Annotated in this window: 18 protein-coding genes; 9 read left to right on the top strand and 9 right to left on the bottom strand. The window is 60.2% G+C overall.

Annotation, left to right across the window (positions count from 1 at the left end; all coding sequences use genetic code 11):
* Window position 1 precedes the first annotated feature (1 nt).
* The 5 genes from tusC to FBY10_RS20790 all read left to right on the top strand — a co-directional run bounded on the left by tusC (window position 2) and on the right by FBY10_RS20790 (window position 3044).
* A complete protein-coding gene (gene tusC, locus FBY10_RS20770; protein WP_145337665.1) occupies window positions 2-352 on the top strand; it encodes a sulfurtransferase complex subunit TusC in 351 nt (116 codons plus the stop codon).
* Entirely contained in the window at window positions 352-630 is a 279-nt protein-coding gene (gene tusB, locus FBY10_RS20775) for a sulfurtransferase complex subunit TusB (RefSeq protein WP_131698047.1), read from the top strand. Before tusC ends, tusB begins: the two co-directional genes overlap by 1 nt.
* Window positions 627-962, top strand: coding sequence for a TusE/DsrC/DsvC family sulfur relay protein (locus FBY10_RS20780; RefSeq protein ID WP_131698048.1), 336 nt, complete (start codon window positions 627-629; stop codon window positions 960-962). Before tusB ends, FBY10_RS20780 begins: the two co-directional genes overlap by 4 nt.
* Complete coding sequence (locus tag FBY10_RS20785; RefSeq protein ID WP_131698049.1) at window positions 959-1960, top strand: glycosyl transferase family protein; 1002 nt, start codon at window positions 959-961, stop codon at window positions 1958-1960. Before FBY10_RS20780 ends, FBY10_RS20785 begins: the two co-directional genes overlap by 4 nt.
* Window positions 1961-2048: 88 nt before the next feature.
* The gene (locus FBY10_RS20790) at window positions 2049-3044 is read left to right on the top strand and encodes a glutathione S-transferase family protein (protein WP_145337664.1); all 996 of its coding nucleotides are present in this window, start codon (window positions 2049-2051) and stop codon (window positions 3042-3044) included.
* 129 nt (window positions 3045-3173) lie between these two features.
* On the opposite strand, the gene cysG is transcribed toward FBY10_RS20790, so the two are convergent.
* Genes cysG through FBY10_RS20820 form a run of 6 tightly spaced genes read right to left on the bottom strand, consistent with a single transcriptional unit; the run spans window position 3174 to window position 10676 of the window.
* Window positions 3174-4568 (bottom strand): siroheme synthase CysG, encoded by a 1395-nt coding sequence (cysG, locus tag FBY10_RS20795; protein WP_145337663.1) that lies wholly within the window; start codon window positions 4566-4568, stop codon window positions 3174-3176.
* The gene (gene serS / locus FBY10_RS20800) at window positions 4569-5849 is read right to left on the bottom strand and encodes a serine--tRNA ligase (protein ID WP_145337662.1); all 1281 of its coding nucleotides are present in this window, start codon (window positions 5847-5849) and stop codon (window positions 4569-4571) included.
* Between the two features lie 16 nt (window positions 5850-5865).
* Complete coding sequence (crcB, locus tag FBY10_RS20805; RefSeq protein ID WP_131698052.1) at window positions 5866-6240, bottom strand: fluoride efflux transporter CrcB; 375 nt, start codon at window positions 6238-6240, stop codon at window positions 5866-5868.
* Window positions 6240-7562 carry a replication-associated recombination protein A gene (locus FBY10_RS20810; RefSeq protein WP_131698053.1) on the bottom strand — a complete coding sequence of 441 codons (1323 nt, stop codon included), beginning with the start codon at window positions 7560-7562 and terminating at the stop codon, window positions 6240-6242. The genes crcB and FBY10_RS20810 overlap by 1 nt, the downstream gene beginning before the upstream one ends.
* A gap of 27 nt (window positions 7563-7589) precedes the next feature.
* Entirely contained in the window at window positions 7590-8213 is a 624-nt protein-coding gene (lolA, locus tag FBY10_RS20815; protein WP_016975527.1) for an outer membrane lipoprotein chaperone LolA, read from the bottom strand.
* Between the two features lie 54 nt (window positions 8214-8267).
* On the bottom strand, window positions 8268-10676 hold the full coding sequence (locus FBY10_RS20820) for a DNA translocase FtsK (protein ID WP_131698054.1): 2409 nt from the start codon (window positions 10674-10676) through the stop codon (window positions 8268-8270).
* 498 nt (window positions 10677-11174) lie between these two features.
* Here FBY10_RS20820 and aat point away from each other — a divergent pair, with 498 nt between their 5' ends.
* The 3 genes from aat to infA all read left to right on the top strand — a co-directional run bounded on the left by aat (window position 11175) and on the right by infA (window position 12937).
* Window positions 11175-11855 (top strand): leucyl/phenylalanyl-tRNA--protein transferase, encoded by a 681-nt coding sequence (gene aat, locus FBY10_RS20830; RefSeq protein ID WP_131698055.1) that lies wholly within the window; start codon window positions 11175-11177, stop codon window positions 11853-11855.
* Between the two features lie 55 nt (window positions 11856-11910).
* Window positions 11911-12618: an arginyltransferase gene (locus FBY10_RS20835; RefSeq protein WP_053128509.1), complete on the top strand. Its 708-nt coding sequence runs from the start codon at window positions 11911-11913 to the stop codon at window positions 12616-12618.
* Between the two features lie 100 nt (window positions 12619-12718).
* Window positions 12719-12937: a translation initiation factor IF-1 gene (gene infA / locus FBY10_RS20840; RefSeq protein ID WP_002553999.1), complete on the top strand. Its 219-nt coding sequence runs from the start codon at window positions 12719-12721 to the stop codon at window positions 12935-12937.
* 183 nt (window positions 12938-13120) lie between these two features.
* Here infA and clpA read toward each other — a convergent pair whose 3' ends face one another.
* A complete protein-coding gene (gene clpA / locus FBY10_RS20845; RefSeq protein ID WP_053128508.1) occupies window positions 13121-15391 on the bottom strand; it encodes an ATP-dependent Clp protease ATP-binding subunit ClpA in 2271 nt (756 codons plus the stop codon).
* A gap of 29 nt (window positions 15392-15420) precedes the next feature.
* Window positions 15421-15789 carry an ATP-dependent Clp protease adapter ClpS gene (clpS, locus tag FBY10_RS20850; RefSeq protein ID WP_010567912.1) on the bottom strand — a complete coding sequence of 123 codons (369 nt, stop codon included), beginning with the start codon at window positions 15787-15789 and terminating at the stop codon, window positions 15421-15423.
* Between the two features lie 225 nt (window positions 15790-16014).
* Here clpS and cspD point away from each other — a divergent pair, with 225 nt between their 5' ends.
* Window positions 16015-16293, top strand: coding sequence for a cold shock domain-containing protein CspD (gene cspD / locus FBY10_RS20855; RefSeq protein ID WP_131698056.1), 279 nt, complete (start codon window positions 16015-16017; stop codon window positions 16291-16293).
* An 80-nt stretch (window positions 16294-16373) separates the two neighbouring features.
* Here cspD and icd read toward each other — a convergent pair whose 3' ends face one another.
* Complete coding sequence (icd, locus tag FBY10_RS20860; protein WP_027606337.1) at window positions 16374-17630, bottom strand: NADP-dependent isocitrate dehydrogenase; 1257 nt, start codon at window positions 17628-17630, stop codon at window positions 16374-16376.
* Between the last annotated feature and the right edge of the window lie 354 nt (window positions 17631-17984).

Below are 17984 nucleotides of genomic sequence, written 5' to 3' on the forward strand. Positions count from 1 at the left end.
CATGTCCAAATCCTTGTTAGTGATCAGCCGCCAGGCGCCATGGTCCGGGCCGAGCGCGCGCGAAGCGCTGGATATAGTGCTGGCCGGGGGCGCGTTTGATCTGCCGATCGGCGTGCTGTTCATGGATGACGGCGTGTTCCAACTGGCGCCGCACCAGGACGCCAAGGCCGTGCAGCAAAAAGACCTCAGCGCCAACCTGCAGGCATTGGGCCTGTTCGGCATCGATGACATGTTCGCCTGCAACCACAGCCTGGGTGAGCGCGGGCTGACGCAGCCGTCCAATGCCCAGCCGCTGGACAGCGAAGCGATCTCCAGGCTGATTGACCGTTACGACCAGGTGATAACCCTCTGATGTCGACTTTACATGTGGTGTCTCACTCTCCTTTTACTGATAACCGCCTCGACAGCTGCCTGCGTATCTGTGGCGCCGAGGATGCGATCCTGCTCTGCGGCGATGGCGCCTATGGGCTGCACAACCCGGCCCTGCACACCAAGGGGGTGAAGGTCTTTGTGTTGGCCGAAGACATGCAAGCGCGCAATCTGCCGCTACCCGACTGGGCCGACAGCGTGGACTACCCGGGTTTCGTGCAGCTGTCGCTCGAGTACAGCAAGGTCAACACCTGGCTATGAACACCCTGACCGTAGGCGCGCGCACCCTGGATCTGGACAAGGACGGTTACCTCGTCGACCTGAACGAATGGTCCCCTGAAGTGGCCAACGCCCTGGCCGCCGCCGAAGGCCTGGAATTGACCCCGGATCATTGGCAGATCCTCGAACTGCTGCGCCAGTTCTATGCCGAATTCCAGCTGTCCCCCGCCACGCGCCCGCTGATCAAGTACACCGCCTTGAAGCTCGGCCCGCAGAAGGGCAACAGCCTGCACCTCAACACACTGTTCAACGGCACTCCCGCCAAACTCGCCGCCAAGCTGGCGGGCCTGCCCCGGCCGACGAATTGCTTATGACCGACTTTGCCCCACTGACCCTTGAAACCCCTGCCGAGCATCCGTTTGCGCAGTTCGTGCGCATCCTGGGCAAAGGCAAGCGCGGCGCGCGCAACCTCACCCGCGACGAGGCCCGTGAAGCCATGGGCATGCTGCTCGACGAAAAAGTCGAAGACACCCAGCTCGGCGCCTTCCTGATGCTGCTGCGCCACAAGGAAGAAAGCCCCGAAGAACTCGCCGGTTTTACCGAAGCCGTGCGTGAACGCCTGAACGCCCCGGCACTGAATGTGGATGTCGACTGGCCGACCTACGCCGGCAAGAAGCGCCACCTGCCTTGGTTCCTGCTGGCCGCCAAGTGCCTGGCGCAAAATGGTGTGCGCATCCTCATGCACGGCGGCGGCGCACACACGGCGGGCCGGCTGTACACCGAACAATTGCTGCAAACCCTGCAAATCCCGCTGTGCCGCAATTGGCAGCAGGTCGGGACCGCGTTTGAGCAAGGCAACCTGGCGTTTATCCCGCTGGGCGATTGGGCGCCGCAACTGCAACGCATGATCGACCTGCGCAACACCCTGGGCCTGCGCTCGCCGATCCACTCCCTGGCGCGCCTGCTCAACCCGCTGAATGCGCGCTGCGGCCTGCAAAGCATTTTCCACCCGGGCTACCAAGGTGTGCACCGCGATGCCAGCGGCCTGCTTGGCGACCATGTGATCGTGGTGAAGGGCGACGGCGGCGAAGTCGAGATCAACCCTGACACCATCAGCCACCTCTACGGCACCACCGGTGGCGAAAGCTGGGATGAAGAATGGCCCGCCCTCTCCGACCAGCGCCACGTCAAGCCGGCAACCCTGGAGCCTGAACACTTGAAGGCGGTATGGCGCGGCGACGTAGAGGACAGCTACCCGCAACTGGCGCTGATCGCCACCATGGCCCTGGCCTTGCGCGGCCTCGGCCACTCACGGGAACAGGCGTTCGAATTGGCCCGGCACTACTGGGATGCGCGGGACAAATCGATTTAATCGATGATTCGCGCCCGGTCTTTGCGCTTTTAGTTCGAACTCATCCCTTTAGACTGGGCTCCAACGCTTATTAGTCAAGGAGCCAGTCATGGGTTTGCTGATCGAAGGACGCTGGAAAGACCAGTGGTACGAAAGTAGTGCAGATGGCGCTTTCCAGCGGGAACAGGCACAGCGCCGCCACTGGGTGACCGCCGATGGCCACCCCGGGCCCAGCGGCGAAGGCGGCTTCAAGGCCGAGGCCGGTCGCTACCACCTCTATGTGTCCCTGGCTTGTCCATGGGCCCACCGCACCCTGATCCTGCGCAAGCTCAAGGGCCTGGAAAGCTTGATCGACGTGTCCGTGGTCAGCTGGCTGATGCTGGAAAACGGCTGGACCTTCGACAAATCCCACGGATCCACCGGCGATAAGCTCGATGGTTTCGAATTCATGCACCAGCGCTATACCGCCGACACCGCCGACTACACCGGCCGCGTCACCGTGCCGGTGCTGTGGGACAAGCAGCTCAACCGCATCGTCAGCAATGAATCGGCGGAGATCATCCGCATGTTCAACAGCGCGTTCAACGGGCTGACCGGCAACACCCTGAACTTCTACCCCGAGCCGCTGCGGGCGACCATCGATGAGCTGAACGAGCGGATCTACCCGGCCGTGAACAATGGCGTGTATCGCGCAGGCTTTGCCACCTCACAAAAAGCGTATGAAAGCGCGTTTGATGATGTGTTTGCCGAACTGGACCATCTGGAACAGCACTTGGGCGACCACCGCTACCTGGCCGGCGAGTACCTGACCGAGGCGGATGTGCGGTTGTTCACCACGCTGATTCGTTTTGATGCGGTGTATTACAGCCACTTCAAATGCAATGTGCGGCGGATTGCCGATTATCCGAACTTGTCGAACTGGCTGAGGGAGATGTATCAGTGGCCGGGCGTGGCCGAGACGGTGGATTTTGAGCACATCAAGGGGCATTACTATGCGAGCCACCGCACCATCAACCCGACGGGGATTGTGCCGAAGGGGCCGTTACAGGCGTTTGATGCCGGGCATGATCGAGTGAAGCTAACCAGCAAAGGCGTTTGGAGCTGATACAAAACCCGTAGGAGCGAGCTTGCTCGCGAAGAACTCAAAAACACCGCGTGCATTCAGGATGGGCGCGTTATCGTTGACGATTTTCGCGAGCAAGCTCGCTCCTACAGTTGATGTGTGTGCAGGTGCTCAGACTTGTGACTGGGCGCCTTCAAACCACTTCAGCTTCTCGCGCAACACCACCACCTCACCGACAATCACCAAGGTCGGCGCATGCACTTCATGCTCCGCCACCATGCGCGGCAGGTCCGCCAGGGTGCCGGTAAACACGCGCTGGTTGGACGTGGTGCCCTGCTGGATCAACGCCGCCGGGGTATCCGCGGCGCGACCGTGCTTGATCAGTTGCTCACAGATGATCGGCAAGCCAATCAAGCCCATGTAGAACACCAAGGTCTGCGACGGCCCTACCAGGTCACTCCAAGGCAGGTCCGACGTCCCATTCTTCAAGTGCCCGGTGATAAAGCGTACCGACTGCGCATAGTCACGATGGGTCAGCGGAATCCCGGCGTACGCCGCGCAACCACTGGCTGCGGTGATACCCGGCACCACCTGGAACGGGATGCCATGGGCCGCCAGTTCTTCGATTTCTTCACCGCCACGGCCAAAGATGAACGGATCGCCACCCTTGAGGCGCAGCACGCGCTTGCCTTGCTTGGCCAGGTCCACCAGTTGCTGGTTGATCTGGTCCTGCGGCACGGCGTGGTCGGCGCGGCGTTTACCGACGTAGATACGCTCGGCATCACGACGGCACAGCTCCAGAATGGCCGGCGCCACCAGGCGGTCGTACAGCACCACATCGGCTTGCTGCATCAGCCGCAGGGCACGGAAGGTCAGCAGGTCCGGGTCGCCCGGGCCGGCACCTACCAGATACACCTCGCCCGGCGCATAAGGCGGCGCGCCGTTGACCTTTTCGATCAACAGACGCTCAGCCTCATCGCCCTGCCCGGCCAACTGACGGTCGGCAATCGGACCCTGGAACACTTCTTCCCAGAATGCCCGACGCTGCTGCACATCCGGGTACAAGCCTTTGACCTGGGCACGAAACCGAGCCGCCAGCCCGGCCAACTGGCCGTAGGTGGACGGAATCCAGGTTTCCAGCTTGGCGCGGATCAAGCGCGCCAGCACAGGCGCATCGCCGCCGCTGGACACCGCGATCACCAAGGGCGAGCGGTCGACAATCGCCGGGAAGATCACGCTGCACAAGGCCGGCGCGTCCACCACATTGACCGGTACGCAACGACGCTTGGCGTCACTGGACACTTGCGCATTCAGTGGCTCGTCGTCGGTCGCCGCGATAATCAGGGTGCAGCCTTCAAGGTCAGCCTCCTGATAACCGCGCAGAATCATTTCCCCGCCACTGCCCTGCACCAATTCACACAACTGGTCTTCGATCTGGGGAGCAACCACCCGCAGCACTGCGCCGGCGTCAGCCAGCAGACGGGATTTGCGCAAGGCAATCTCCCCCCCACCGACGACCAGCACACGACTGCCGCGCAGGTTATGAAACAGCGGCAGAAATTCCATTTAGCGGATGACCTCAACGCCCGCCATGTAAGGCTTGAGCACCTCAGGCACGCGGATCGAACCGTCAGCCTGCTGGTAGTTTTCCAGCACCGCCACCAGGGTGCGACCTACAGCCAGGCCCGAACCGTTGAGGGTGTGCACCAGTTCCGGCTTGCCGGTTTCCGGGTTACGGAAACGCGCCTGCATGCGCCGGGCCTGAAAATCACCGCAGTTGGAGCACGACGAAATCTCGCGGTATTTGTCCTGGCTGGGTACCCACACTTCGAGGTCGTAGGTCTTCACGGCGCTGAAGCCCATGTCGCCGGTGCACAGCGCCAGGACGCGGTACGGCAGCTCCAGCAGCTGCAGGACGCGTTCGGCGTTGGCGGTCAGGCCTTCCAGGGCTTCCATGGAGGTCGACGGCTCAACCACTTGCACCATCTCGACCTTGTCGAACTGGTGCTGGCGGATCATGCCGCGGGTGTCACGACCCGAGGCGCCGGCTTCACTGCGGAAGCACGGGCTGTGGGCGACGAACTTGAGCGGCAGTTGCTTGGCATCGAGGATCTCGCCGGCAACGATATTGGTCAGCGACACTTCGGCGGTCGGGATCAGGTACAGATCGGCTTCGCCATCGCGGCTGATCTTGAACAGGTCTTCCTCGAACTTCGGCAGCTGGCTGGTGCCCATCAGCGCCGGCGCCTGCACCAGGTACGGGGTGTAAGCCTCTTCGTAACCGTGCTCGCCGGTGTGCAGGTTGATCATGAACTGCGCCAGCGCACGGTGCATGCGTGCGATCGGGCCGCGCAGCAAGGCAAAGCGCGCACCGGACATTTTGGCGGCGGTTTCGAAATCCAGGCCACCGGTCAATTCGCCCAGGGCGACGTGGTCCTTGATCTCGAAATCAAAGGCCGTTGGCGTGCCCCAGCGGCGCACTTCGACGTTGCCGTCTTCGTCTTCGCCAATCGGCACGGACTCATGCGGCAGGTTGGGGATGCCCAGCAGGATCGAATCCAGCTCGGACTGAATGCCTTCCAGCTCGACCTTGCCGTCGGACAGCTCGGTGCCCATGCGCTCGACGTCCGCCATCAACGGTGCGATGTCTTCGCCACTTTGCTTGGCCTGACCGATGGATTTGGAACGCGCATTACGCTCAGCCTGCAGTGCTTCGGTGCGGGTCTGGACGGTCTTGCGCTGTTCTTCCAGCGCTTCGATGCGCGCAACATCCAAGGCAAAGCCACGGGATGCCAGGCGGTCCGCTACGTCCTGAAGGTTGCTACGTAACAGTTTGGAATCGAGCATGTCGGTCTCTCGTTTATCAAAGTTTGGTCAAGGACAGGCCAGCCCAGGTGGCGAGCAGCCCGCCGAACACGCTGATGCCCAGGTACCCGAAGGCGACCAGGGCCTGCCCGCTTTCCAGCAGGCGCAGCGTATCCAGTGAAAAGGATGAAAAGGTCGTCAGACCGCCTACAAAACCGACAATCAAGCCGGTGCGAATTTCAATCGGTACTTCCGGGCGCAACAGGAACCAGCCGTACAGCAACCCGATGATCAGGCAACCCACCAGGTTGACCGCCAGGGTCGCCGCATAAAAATGCTTCGGCCAATTGGCGCTCACCCACGTACTGGTGGCGAAACGCAATAATGTACCAGCGATGCCGGCTGCGGACACGGCAAGAATCGTCTTGAGCACTACTTTCTCCGCTGTTTGGGGCTGAGGCGGTCGAGTTGGGCGAGGTGATTGAGCTTTTCACCGATCTTCAGCTCCAGGCCACGGGGCACCGGCTGGTAGAACGGCTGCGGCTCAAGCTCGTCGGGGAAATAGTCTTCGCCGGCGGCATAAGCGTCCGGCTCATCATGGGCATAGCGGTATTCATCACCGTAGCCCAGTTGTTTCATCAACTTGGTCGGCGCGTTGCGCAGGTGCAGCGGCACTTCGAGGGAACCATGTTCAGCGGCGGCACGCAGGGCGGACTTGAAGCCCATGTACACCGCATTGCTTTTCGGCGCGCACGCCAGGTACGTGATGGCCTGGGCCACCGCCAGCTCACCCTCCGGGCTGCCGAGGCGCTCCTGCACCTCCCATGCAGCCAGGCACAGGCTCAGGGCGCGCGGGTCGGCGTTGCCGATGTCTTCACTGGCCATGCGCACCACGCGCCGCGCCAGGTACAGCGGGTCGCAGCCGCCGTCGATCATGCGCGCAAACCAATACAGCGCGCCGTCCGGGTTGGAGCCGCGCACGGACTTGTGCAGCGCCGAAATCTGGTCGTAGAAGGCTTCGCCGCCCTTGTCGAACCGCCGACGCGTATCGCCGAGCAGGCTTTGCAGCAGGTCGACGCCAATCTCGCTGCCGTCTTCGGCCAGGTCGGAGGCGTTCTCCAGCAGGTTGAGAAAGCGCCGACCGTCGCCGTCGGCGGCGGTAAGCAGGATCTTGAAGCCTTCGTCGCTGAGACTCAGCTGGCGCTTGCCCAGACCCTTGTCTTCGCTCAGGGCGCGGTGCAACAGCTTTTGCATCGCGGCTTCGTCCAGGCTTTTAAGCACATAGACCCGCGCACGCGAGAGCAAGGCGTTATTCAATTCGAAGGAAGGGTTCTCGGTGGTCGCACCGATAAAAATCAGCGTGCCGTCCTCGACATAGGGCAGGAATGCATCCTGCTGCGACTTGTTGAAGCGATGCACTTCATCGACAAACAGGATGGTGCGCTTGCCGTACTGCCCGGCCTGCTGTTTGGCCACCTCGACGGCCTGGCGGATCTCCTTGACCCCGGCCAGCACGGCCGAGACCGTTTCGAAGTGCGCATCCGAGACCTTTGCCAGCAGCCGCGCCAGGGTGGTCTTACCCACGCCCGGCGGCCCCCAGAAAATCATCGAGTGCAGCGCACCCTGCTCCAGGGCTTCGCGCAACGGCTTGCCGCGAGCGAGCAGGTGTTCCTGACCGACGTACTCATCCAGGTTGGTCGAGCGCAAGCGCGCGGCCAAAGGCTGGGCAATCGGGTCACTTCGAAACAGATCCATGGGCAGCGCTTGAAACCTCTGGGGAGTTTATTCCTGGATCACGTCGGCACCCTTGGGGATGTCGAACTTGAACTTGGACGCCGGTACCGGCTGGTTGGCCTTGACCCCGGAGAACAGGATATCGGTGCGCTGACCGACGCTGTCGACCAGGCGCATGTTATTGATCACACCGTTGCCGAACGACAGGGACAACGTGTCAAACAGCGTGTCCTTGGATTTCGGCTTGAGGGTGAACTCGATCACGTTGCTGGTCTGCTTGGAGGTGATGTCGAAGCTGTCGTTGATTTTCGACACGTCGCCCGAGAGCAGCAGCGCCGGAGTCTGGTTCAGGCGCGGGTCCAGCTTCTTGATGGTCGCCTGCTCCAGGTCCGGGTCCCACAGGGTGACTTTCTGGCCGTCCGAGACGATGGTCTGCTCGGCCTTGCCTTCCGTGTGCCAGTAGAACAGCCCTGGGCGCTGCACGGCCATCTCGCCAGCGGTTTCCTGCAACTGGGTACCGCCGGCATCCAGCGTGAGCTGGGAGAAGCGCGCAGTCAGGGTCTGGGATTTGTCCAACAGGTTTTTCAGGCTGGCAACGGAGGCCGGGTCAGCGTGGGCCGAAACAGCGGTCAGGGCCAGTGCCGGCAACAACAGCATGCGGATAAGACGCATGGGAGTCCTCATTGAGTCGTAAGGGCGCGCCGCGTGCTGCCACGCGGCACGGAATCAGTCGCGCGCCTGCCCAGGAGCAAGGACTTCGCGCGAGCCGTTGGTGTTCATTGCGGTGACGACGCCAGCGTTTTCCATAGCCTCGATCATGCGCGCGGCGCGGTTGTAGCCAATCTTGAGCTTGCGCTGCACCGCAGAAATCGAGGCACGGCGGCTTTCCAGCACGAAGGCTACCGCTTCGTCGTACAGCGCATCGGTCTCGGCATCATCGTCACCACCGCTGCTGCCACCGTCGAAGCCACTGCCGGCCTCTTCGACACCGGCAAGGATGTCGTCGTTGTATTCGGGCGCGCCACGCAGCTTCCAGGCTTCCACCACGCGGTGTACTTCATCATCGGACACGAAGGCGCCGTGAACGCGGATCGGCAGACTGGTGCCGGGCGGCATGTAGAGCATGTCACCGTGGCCCAGCAGTTGCTCGGCGCCGCCCTGGTCGATGATGGTCCGTGAGTCGATCTTGCTCGACACCTGGAACGCCATGCGGGTCGGGATGTTGGCCTTGATCAGGCCGGTGATCACGTCCACCGACGGACGCTGGGTGGCGAGGATCAAGTGAATACCGGCCGCCCGCGCCTTCTGGGCGATACGCGCGATCAGCTCTTCGACCTTCTTGCCGACGATCATCATCATGTCGGCAAACTCATCGACCACGACCACGATGGTCGGCAGCTTGCTCAGCAGCGGTGCTTCGTCATGGATACTTTCGCGCTTGTACAGCGGGTCGGTCAGCGGCGTGCCGGCGTCCTGGGCTTCCTTGACCTTGGCGTTGAAGCCTGACAGGTTACGCACGCCCATCTTCGCCATCAGCTTGTAGCGGCGTTCCATCTCGGCAACGCTCCAGCGCAGGGCGTTGGCGGCGTCCTTCATGTCGGTGACCACAGGGCAGAGCAGGTGCGGAATGCCTTCGTAGATCGACAGCTCGAGCATCTTCGGGTCGATCATGATCAGCTTGGCGTCTTCCGGGCCGGACTTGAACAGGATCGACAGGATCATCGCGTTCACGCCCACCGATTTACCCGAACCGGTGGTACCGGCCACGAGCAGGTGAGGCATTTTTGCAAGGTCGGTGATCACCGGCTTGCCGCCGATGTCGTGGCCCAGGGCCAGGGTGACCGGCGACTTGAAGTTGTCGTACTCGGGCGTCGACAGCACTTCGGAGAACCGCACGATCTGGCGGTCTTCGTTGGGAATCTCGATACCCACGGTGGTCTTGCCGGGGATCACTTCCACCACGCGCACGCTGGTCACGGCCAGGGAGCGCGCCAGGTCTTTGGCCAGGTTGGAAATGCGGCTGACTTTTACGCCAGCGGCCGGCTGGATTTCGTAACGGGTAATCACCGGGCCGGGGTGAATCGAGTCCACCGACACTTCGACGCCGAACTCCTTGAGTTTGATTTCCAGCAAATGGCCGACGGCCGCCAGGGACTCGGGGGAATAGTTGAGTTGTTTCTTTTCGGCCGGGTCGAGGATCGAGATCGGCGGCAAGGTGCCTTCCACGGCGCTGTCGACAAACAACGGCGCCTGTTTCTCTTTCTGCACGCGGTGGCTAGGCTCGGCCGGCTTGGGCGGCGCCGGGGCGATTACCGGCGGCACCTGCTTCTCGCGGTCCGACATGTGCTTGCTCAGGGCCTGCTCGCGTTCGATCAGGCGTTCCTTGACCTTGGCCTGCTCACGGCGGTCCGGTGTGCTTGGGGCCACCACTTCGTTGACGCGGGTGTCGACTTCGCGCAGTTGCGCCACCATGCGCTTGCGCTCGACACGGGCGGCCCACCAACGGTTGGCGGCGCCCTGGAACAACTCCAGCAGGTCAAGGGTGATCTTACCGGTCACGTCCATCACCTTGAACCACGACAGGTCGGTGAACACCGTGAGGCCGAACAGGAACAGCGCGATGAACATCAGGGTGCTGCCCTGGATATTCAGGGTCTTGCGCGCCAGGTCGCCGAGGCTTTCGCCCAGCGCCCCGCCCGCGCCCGCCGGCAGGCCGGTGGGTGCATGGAAATGAATATGCGCCAGGGCGGCACCCGACAGCACCAGGAACACCAGGCCGATCAGGCGCCAGGAAAACAGCCAGCCGCTCCACTGCCACGGCTCGTGGCGCTGGCGGAAGATCTGCCAGGTCTTGATCGCCAGCAGCAAGGGGAAAATGTAAGCGAAATAACCCAGCACCATGAACAGGATATCGGCGCTGTAGGAGCCGGCAGGCCCACCGAAGTTCTGCACGTCTTCGATCTTGCTGTTGTGGCTCCAGCCCGGATCGTCCTTGCCATAGGTGAGCAAGGCCATCATCAGGAACAGGCACAGGGCGCCGATAGCGATCAGCGCGCCTTCCTTGAGTCGATAGTGCAGGTGCTGACGCCAGGCCGGCACGATGGCTGCTTTAGGTGTTGCGGCGGATTTCTTCAAAACGGGTCTTTTCCTGCGCCTGTTAGCGCGTCCATCTGTTGAATAAGTGCAAATACTGCCCAATCCGAGCAGCTGAAAAATGAACGAACGTCGTGGAATCTACTTTTAACACTGGGCGATTGCTGGATGAAATGGCGATAACGCCACAATGGCCGCATTGTACGGGTTTGTGTTCCTGTTGCCACGCCACTTGGCTTTCTTAGAGCAGCATAGCCAATTGCGTGTCACAACATGTTCAATTTGAGCATGCATTGTCTTTGCTGACAAAGGCTTATGAGCTGTTTTTACCAATCCAGGCAAGCTTGGCAAATGGCCTGCATGGGCCAGACCCGATTACGACCACGCCTCACGCAGAGAGTTGCAGAAACACCCGCTCATGCTTATGCACGTCAACAGCCGATTCGGACTGGCCCCACAGCGCTGCGTCGACAATAATCACACCCCTTGGGGCAGGCGATCCGCCTGCCACTCCCCTCCCCTTCCGTAAGCCTGGATGCCATGCTGACCTGGTTACAACGCGACTCACTGACATTCCCCCCGCTGGCCAAGGCCATGCGCGAACCCAATGGCCTGCTCGCCGCCGGTGGCGACCTGTCGGCCGAACGACTGGTGCAAGCCTACCGCCACGGCTGCTTTCCCTGGTTCTCCGAGGGCCAGCCGATCCTCTGGTGGTCGCCGGACCCGCGCACCGTGATATTCCCCGACGAACTGCATGTCTCCCGCAGCCTGGGCAAACTATTGCGCCAGCAGCGCTACACCGTGACCTTCGACCAGGACTTTGCCGCCGTCATCCAAGCGTGCGCCGCGCCGCGCGCGTATGCTGATGGCACCTGGATCACCGAAGGTATCCAGCGCGCCTACCTGGAACTGCATCAGCGCGGCTATGCGCACTCGGTCGAGGTATGGGACGAGGGCGTGCTGGTGGGCGGACTGTATGGCCTGGCGATGGGCCAGCTGTTTTTTGGCGAATCCATGTTCAGCCGTGCCGACAATGCCTCAAAATTCGGCTTCGCTACACTCACACGGCAACTACAGGCCTGGGGCTTTGCACTGATCGATTGCCAAATGCCCAATGATCACCTGCATAGCCTGGGTGCTCGCGCCATTCCTCGCAGTGAATTTGCCGGCTTCCTACGCGACCACCTGGACCAACGCAATTGCGGGCCATGGGTTTCTTAGGCGACATCCGCGCACCTGGCTTACACTTATTTCAAAGCTTATCCGAGGGTTGATCATGACCGAGTTGGCGCGTTTGAAGTTTTATGCCACTCAACCCCACTCTTGCAGCTATCTGCCCGACGAGCAGGCCACCACGCTGTTCCTCGACCCCAGCCAGCCAATGGATGTGCACGTGTATGCCGATCTCTCGGAAATGGGTTTTCGGCGCAGCGGCGATCATCTGTACCGGCCCCACTGCCAGAACTGCAATGCCTGCGTGCCGGCACGCATCCCCGTGGCGCAGTTTCTACCGGACCGCAATCAGAAACGCATCCTCAAGCGCAACGCCGACTTGACGGTGACGGCTGCCAAACCACGATTCACCGAAGAATACTTCGACCTGTACCAGCGCTATATCGAGCAGCGCCACGCCGACGGCGATATGTTCCCACCGAGCCGCGACCAATTTTCCACCTTCCTGGTGCGTGACCTGCCGTTCTCACGCTTCTACGAATTTCGCGCGGACGGCCGCCTGGTGGCCGTCGCCGTGACCGATTTGCTGCCTAACGGCCTGTCAGCGGTCTATACCTTCTACGAGCCGGCCGAAGAGCGGCGTAGCCTCGGGCGTTTCGCGATCCTCTGGCAAATCGGTGAAGCACTGCGCCTGGAACTCGAGGCAGTGTACCTCGGATACTGGATCAAGAACTGCAAAAAGATGAACTACAAGACCCAATATCGCCCCATAGAACTGCTGATTAATCAAAGATGGGTCACGCTTAACTAGAACCCCTTGGCTTAAACACCCTTTTTCGGGCACAATGCACGCCGCTTTTGCCTGGCGCAGTTGCACCGGGCCATTCACTGGATACCGAGGGCTTTACTGCATGTCGAAAGAAGACAGCTTCGAAATGGAAGGCACTGTCGTCGACACCCTGCCCAACACCATGTTTCGTGTGGAGTTGGAAAATGGGCACGTCGTAACCGCGCATATCTCCGGCAAGATGCGCAAGAACTACATTCGTATTCTTACCGGTGACAAAGTGCGCGTCGAGCTGACGCCCTATGACTTGAGCAAAGGGCGCATCACTTACCGCGCTCGCTAAGCAAGTCAATACAAAACGCCCGGTTATGCCGGGCGTTTTTGTGTGCGCGGGATTTCTCAAACACCGAGGGTTCCTGTGGGAGGGGCTTGCCCCCTCCCACACTGGATCTTCATTGTTCTGACAATTGCATTTCAAGACAGCAAAAAGGCGCCTTGCGGCGCCTTTTGTGTTACTGCAGAACGATCAGGCCATTTCAGCCGTGGTTTCGAACTCAAAGGTCAGCTCGCCATCCTTCAGGTCGATATGCACCACGCCACCATGGTCGGAAAGCTCGCCAAACAGGATCTCTTCGGCCAGTGGCCGCTTGATCTTGTCCTGGATCAGACGCGCCATTGGGCGAGCGCCCATTGCCGCATCGTAGCCACCTTCGGCGATCCAGCTGCGCGCCGCTTCCGTGACATCCAGCTGCACGCGCTTGTCTTCCAACTGCGCCTGAAGCTCGGTGAGGAACTTGTCCACCACACTCTTGATGACCTCATGGCTGAGGCGACCAAATTGGATAATGGTGTCCAGACGGTTGCGGAACTCCGGCGTGAAGCTCTTCTTGATCACTTCCATCGCATCAGACGAGTGATCCTGATGAGTAAAGCCGATCGAAGCCCGCGCGGCCGTCTCGGCACCGGCGTTGGTGGTCATGATCACGATGACATTGCGGAAGTCCGCCTTGCGCCCGTTGTTGTCGGTCAGGGTCCCGTGGTCCATCACCTGCAGCAGCAGGTTGAAGACTTCCGGGTGGGCCTTCTCGATCTCATCGAGCAGCAGTACGCAATGTGGCTGCTTGGTGATCGCTTCGGTCAACAGGCCGCCCTGGTCGAAACCGACATAGCCCGGAGGCGCACCGATCAGGCGCGACACAGTGTGACGCTCCATGTATTCGGACATGTCGAAGCGCACCAGCTCGATCCCCATGGCCTTGGCCAATTGCCGTGCCGCCTCGGTCTTGCCGACACCGGTAGGACCGGCGAACAGGAACGAACCGACAGGCTTGTCCGGCGACTTGAGGCCCGCACGCGACAGCTTGATCGCGGTGGACAACGCGTCGATCGCCGCGTCCTGGCCGAACACGGTGAGCTTGAGGTCGCGCTCAAGGTTACGCAGCAGCTCCTTGTCGGAACTGTTGACGTGTTTTGGCGGAATCCGCGCGATTTTCGCGACAATGTCCTCGACCTGAGGTACGTCGATGCGCTTCACACGCTTCTCGACCGGCTGCAGGCGCTGGTAGGCCCCTGCCTCGTCGATCACGTCGATGGCCTTGTCCGGCATGTGCCGGTCATTGATGTAGCGCGACGCCAGCTCAGCGGCCGCACGCAGCGCCTCATCGGTGTACTCGATGCCGTGGTGCGCTTCAAAACGCCCCTTGAGCCCGCGCAGAATGCCGATGGTGTCTTCAACCGAGGGCTCGGACACGTCGACTTTCTGGAAGCGACGCGCCAGGGCACGGTCTTTCTCGAAGATGCCACGGAATTCCTGGAAGGTGGTCGAACCGATGCAGCGGATATCACCCGACGACAGCAACGGCTTGAGCAGGTTGGAAGCATCCATCACCCCACCGGATGCCGCGCCGGCACCAATGATGGTGTGGATCTCGTCGATGAACAGGATCGCCTGCGGGCGTTTTTTCAGCTCGCCGAGCAGGGCCTTGAAACGCTTCTCGAAATCGCCACGGTACTTGGTCCCGGCGAGCAACGCGCCCAGGTCAAGGGAGTAGACGACACTGTTGGCCAGCAGGTCCGGCACCTGGTTGTCGACGATGCGCTTGGCCAGGCCTTCGGCAATCGCGGTCTTACCCACGCCCGCCTCACCCACCAGCAACGGATTGTTCTTGCGACGGCGCGCAAGGATCTGCGCTACACGCTCGACCTCGAGTTCACGCCCCACCAACGGATCGATCCGCCCCTGGCGCGCCAGCTCATTGAGGTTGCTGGCATAGGCATCCAGCGGGTTGCTTGAAGAAGAGGACTCACCGCCCTCGTCGTCCTGCATATCCTGCTCACCCTCGGAATGATCGCCGTGCCCAGGCACCTTGGAGATACCGTGGGCGATGTAGTTGACGACATCAATACGGGCAACGCTCTGCTGCTTGAGCAGGAACACTGCCTGGCTTTCCTGTTCGCTGAAGATCGCCACAAGCACATTGGCGCCCGTGACTTCACGCTTACCGGAGCTCTGTACGTGGAAAACAGCACGCTGCAATACCCGCTGGAAGCCCAGGGTTGGCTGGGTTTCGCGGTCCTCGTCATGCACGGGGATCAGTGGCGTGGTGGAGTCGATAAACTCCTGCAGGTCATGCTTGAGTTTGTCGAGGTTGGCGCCGCACGCACGCAGAACCGTGGCGGCAGCTTCGTTATCCAAAAGTGCCAGCAGCAGGTGTTCGACGGTCATGAATTCATGACGCTTCGAACGAGCCTCCTTGAAGGCAAGATTGAGGGTGACTTCGAGCTCGCGGTTTAACATAGCTTCACCTCATACCCAAGTGGTCGGCGTTAACCGTCCTTCTCGATTTCACAGAGTAGCGGATGCTGGCTTTCCCTGGCGTACTGGTTGACCTGCATAGCCTTTGTCTCGGCGATGTCACGGGTAAACACTCCACATACTGCCCGTCCTTCTGTGTGAACGGCCAGCATTACCTTGGTCGCCAACTCGCGGTTCAGGTTAAAAAACACCTCGAGCACTTCGACCACGAAATCCATCGGTGTGTAGTCATCGTTGAACAAAACCACCTTGTACATCGGCGGCGCCTGTAAAGCAGGCTTGGCCTCCTGAACAGCAATGCCTGCAGAACCGTCGTCATCGTGTTCGTGATCCGGTCGATCCTGATTGAATGTTAGTCGAATCTGGCTGATTGCATGCATGGAAAGAAAGGTTCGTCAGTGGTTCAAATACAGTGGTGGGGGCGACCTGTCAGAATTTCAACTCCTGACCACCCGGTCGCCTTGACTATCGGCAAATCGGTGTTACAACCAATAGAACCCACAGTGGGTAAAAAAGGTCCGCGCAGTCAACCTTATTTATTCGGGTTAGGACGGATAAACTGGATGATACTCCAGTGATGGAGTCTGGTGCAGAGGGATATGGGTATGTCTGGCGTCAAGATCAGTGGCAAGGTCAAGTGGTTCAACAATGCCAAGGGATATGGTTTTGTTAATGAAGAGGGTAAAACCGAGGACCTTTTTGCGCACTACTCAGCGATTATCATGGATGGGTATAAAACGCTGAAGGCTGGCCAAGCTGTGAGCTTTGAAATCATTCAAGGACCGAAAGGGCTGCACGCCGTGAATATCGATGCAGTGAAAGCTGAAACACATGAGAAAAACACGCCATCAACCGCTCATAAAGAAAAGAAACAAACGGCCTGACCCCCGCGAAGCGAGTGAAATGCGATAAAAAACCGGCCACCCAATCGACTTGGGATGGCCGGTTTTTTTGTGACACACCTTTACATATGCGAAATCAGCGCATCCCCAAAGCCCGACGACGACACCAGCTTCGCGCCATCCATCAGGCGCTCGAAGTCATAAGTCACCGTCTTGGCCGAGATAGCGCCGTTGGTACCCTTGATGATCAGGTCTGCCGCTTCGGTCCAGCCCATATGACGCAGCATCATTTCCGCCGACAGGATCAATGAGCCCGGATTGACCTGGTCCTTGCCCGCATACTTGGGCGCGGTACCGTGGGTCGCCTCGAACATGGCCACGGTGTCGGACAGGTTGGCACCCGGAGCGATACCAATACCACCCACCTCTGCCGCGAGGGCGTCGGACAGGTAGTCGCCGTTCAGGTTGAGGGTCGCGATCACGTCATACTCAGCCGGACGCAGCAGGATCTGCTGGAGCATGGCATCGGCGATGGCATCCTTGACCACGACATTCTTGCCGGTCTTCGGGTTCTTGAACTGCATCCACGGACCGCCATCCAGCAGGGTCGCACCGAACTCCTCAGCCGCCACTTCGTAGGCCCACTCCTTGAAGGCCCCTTCGGTGAACTTCATGATGTTGCCTTTGTGCACGATGGTCAGCGAGTCGCGATCGTTATCCACTACATACTGCAGGGCCTTGCGCGCAAGGCGCTTGGTGCCTTCCAGCGATACCGGCTTGATACCAATGCCGCAATCCTGGTCGAAACGAATCTTGGTAACGCCCATTTCCTCCTTGAGGAACTTGATGACCTTTGTCGCTTCCGGCGAGCCGGCCTTCCACTCGATCCCGGCGTAAATATCTTCGGAGTTTTCGCGAAAGATGGTCATGTCCACGTCGCCTGGCTTCTTGACCGGGCTGGGCACACCCTCGAACCAGCGCACCGGGCGCAGGCACACGTAGAGGTCGAGTTGCTGACGCAGGGCCACGTTCAACGAACGAATGCCGCCGCCGACCGGGGTGGTCAGCGGACCCTTGATGGACACCACGTAATCCTTGACCGCATCCAGGGTTTCCTGGGGCAGCCAGGTGTCCTGGTCGTAGACTTGGGTCGCCTTCTCGCCGGCGTACACCTCCATCCACGAGATTTTGCGCTTGCCGCCGTAAGCCTTTTCAACAGCTGCGTCGACCACCTTGATCATCACCGGGCTGATGTCGACGCCAATACCGTCACCTTCGATATAAGGGATGATCGGTTGGTCAGGAACATTGAGAGAATGGTCTGCATTGACGGTGATTTTGTCGCCGACTGCCGGAACCTGAATCTTCTTGTATCCCATGCTGAACTCCATCTATGGATTGAACATCTGGCTGCGTCCGAGCCTACTCCAGATAAATGGCGACTGAAACCTCGCGCCATGCTCATTTGCCTCGAAAACAGCATAAATTGTCGCCTACAAGCCTGAAAGCAAAGGGAAAAGCGCCAATCTTGAGCACATCGTGCGACTTTAGGCGTAATCCGGTACCTGCGACCTTTAGACCAATGGACGACACACCTTTTGTATGAAGGCTCGGCGTAAGCATAGCGACCTATGTATAATGCCGCCGCTGACCAAAGAGTCACGACGGCAGACCGCTCTGGAACAGGGCCCTCCGCTACAAAGCAGGACTAATACAATAGTCCACCCGCTTGA

The sequence above is a fragment of the Pseudomonas sp. SJZ103 genome, from assembly GCF_007828335.1.
Classification (GTDB): domain Bacteria; phylum Pseudomonadota; class Gammaproteobacteria; order Pseudomonadales; family Pseudomonadaceae; genus Aquipseudomonas.

Bases quoted from the DNA above. Each gene is read 5' to 3' on its own strand.
- tusC (WP_145337665.1), top strand. From the start codon at position 2: ATGTCCAAATCCTTGTTAGTGATCAGCCGCCAGGCGCCATGGTCCGGG.
- tusB (WP_131698047.1), top strand. From the start codon at position 352: ATGTCGACTTTACATGTGGTGTCTCACTCTCCTTTTACTGATAACCGC.
- FBY10_RS20780 (WP_131698048.1), top strand. From the start codon at position 627: ATGAACACCCTGACCGTAGGCGCGCGCACCCTGGATCTGGACAAGGAC.
- FBY10_RS20785 (WP_131698049.1), top strand. From the start codon at position 959: ATGACCGACTTTGCCCCACTGACCCTTGAAACCCCTGCCGAGCATCCG.
- FBY10_RS20790 (WP_145337664.1), top strand. From the start codon at position 2,049: ATGGGTTTGCTGATCGAAGGACGCTGGAAAGACCAGTGGTACGAAAGT.
- cysG (WP_145337663.1), bottom strand. From the start codon at position 4,568: ATGGAATTTCTGCCGCTGTTTCATAACCTGCGCGGCAGTCGTGTGCTG.
- serS (WP_145337662.1), bottom strand. From the start codon at position 5,849: ATGCTCGATTCCAAACTGTTACGTAGCAACCTTCAGGACGTAGCGGAC.
- FBY10_RS20810 (WP_131698053.1), bottom strand. From the start codon at position 7,562: ATGGATCTGTTTCGAAGTGACCCGATTGCCCAGCCTTTGGCCGCGCGC.
- lolA (WP_016975527.1), bottom strand. From the start codon at position 8,213: ATGCGTCTTATCCGCATGCTGTTGTTGCCGGCACTGGCCCTGACCGCT.
- aat (WP_131698055.1), top strand. From the start codon at position 11,175: ATGCTGACCTGGTTACAACGCGACTCACTGACATTCCCCCCGCTGGCC.
- FBY10_RS20835 (WP_053128509.1), top strand. From the start codon at position 11,911: ATGACCGAGTTGGCGCGTTTGAAGTTTTATGCCACTCAACCCCACTCT.
- infA (WP_002553999.1), top strand. From the start codon at position 12,719: ATGTCGAAAGAAGACAGCTTCGAAATGGAAGGCACTGTCGTCGACACC.
- clpA (WP_053128508.1), bottom strand. From the start codon at position 15,391: ATGTTAAACCGCGAGCTCGAAGTCACCCTCAATCTTGCCTTCAAGGAG.
- clpS (WP_010567912.1), bottom strand. From the start codon at position 15,789: ATGCATGCAATCAGCCAGATTCGACTAACATTCAATCAGGATCGACCG.
- cspD (WP_131698056.1), top strand. From the start codon at position 16,015: ATGTCTGGCGTCAAGATCAGTGGCAAGGTCAAGTGGTTCAACAATGCC.
- icd (WP_027606337.1), bottom strand. From the start codon at position 17,630: ATGGGATACAAGAAGATTCAGGTTCCGGCAGTCGGCGACAAAATCACC.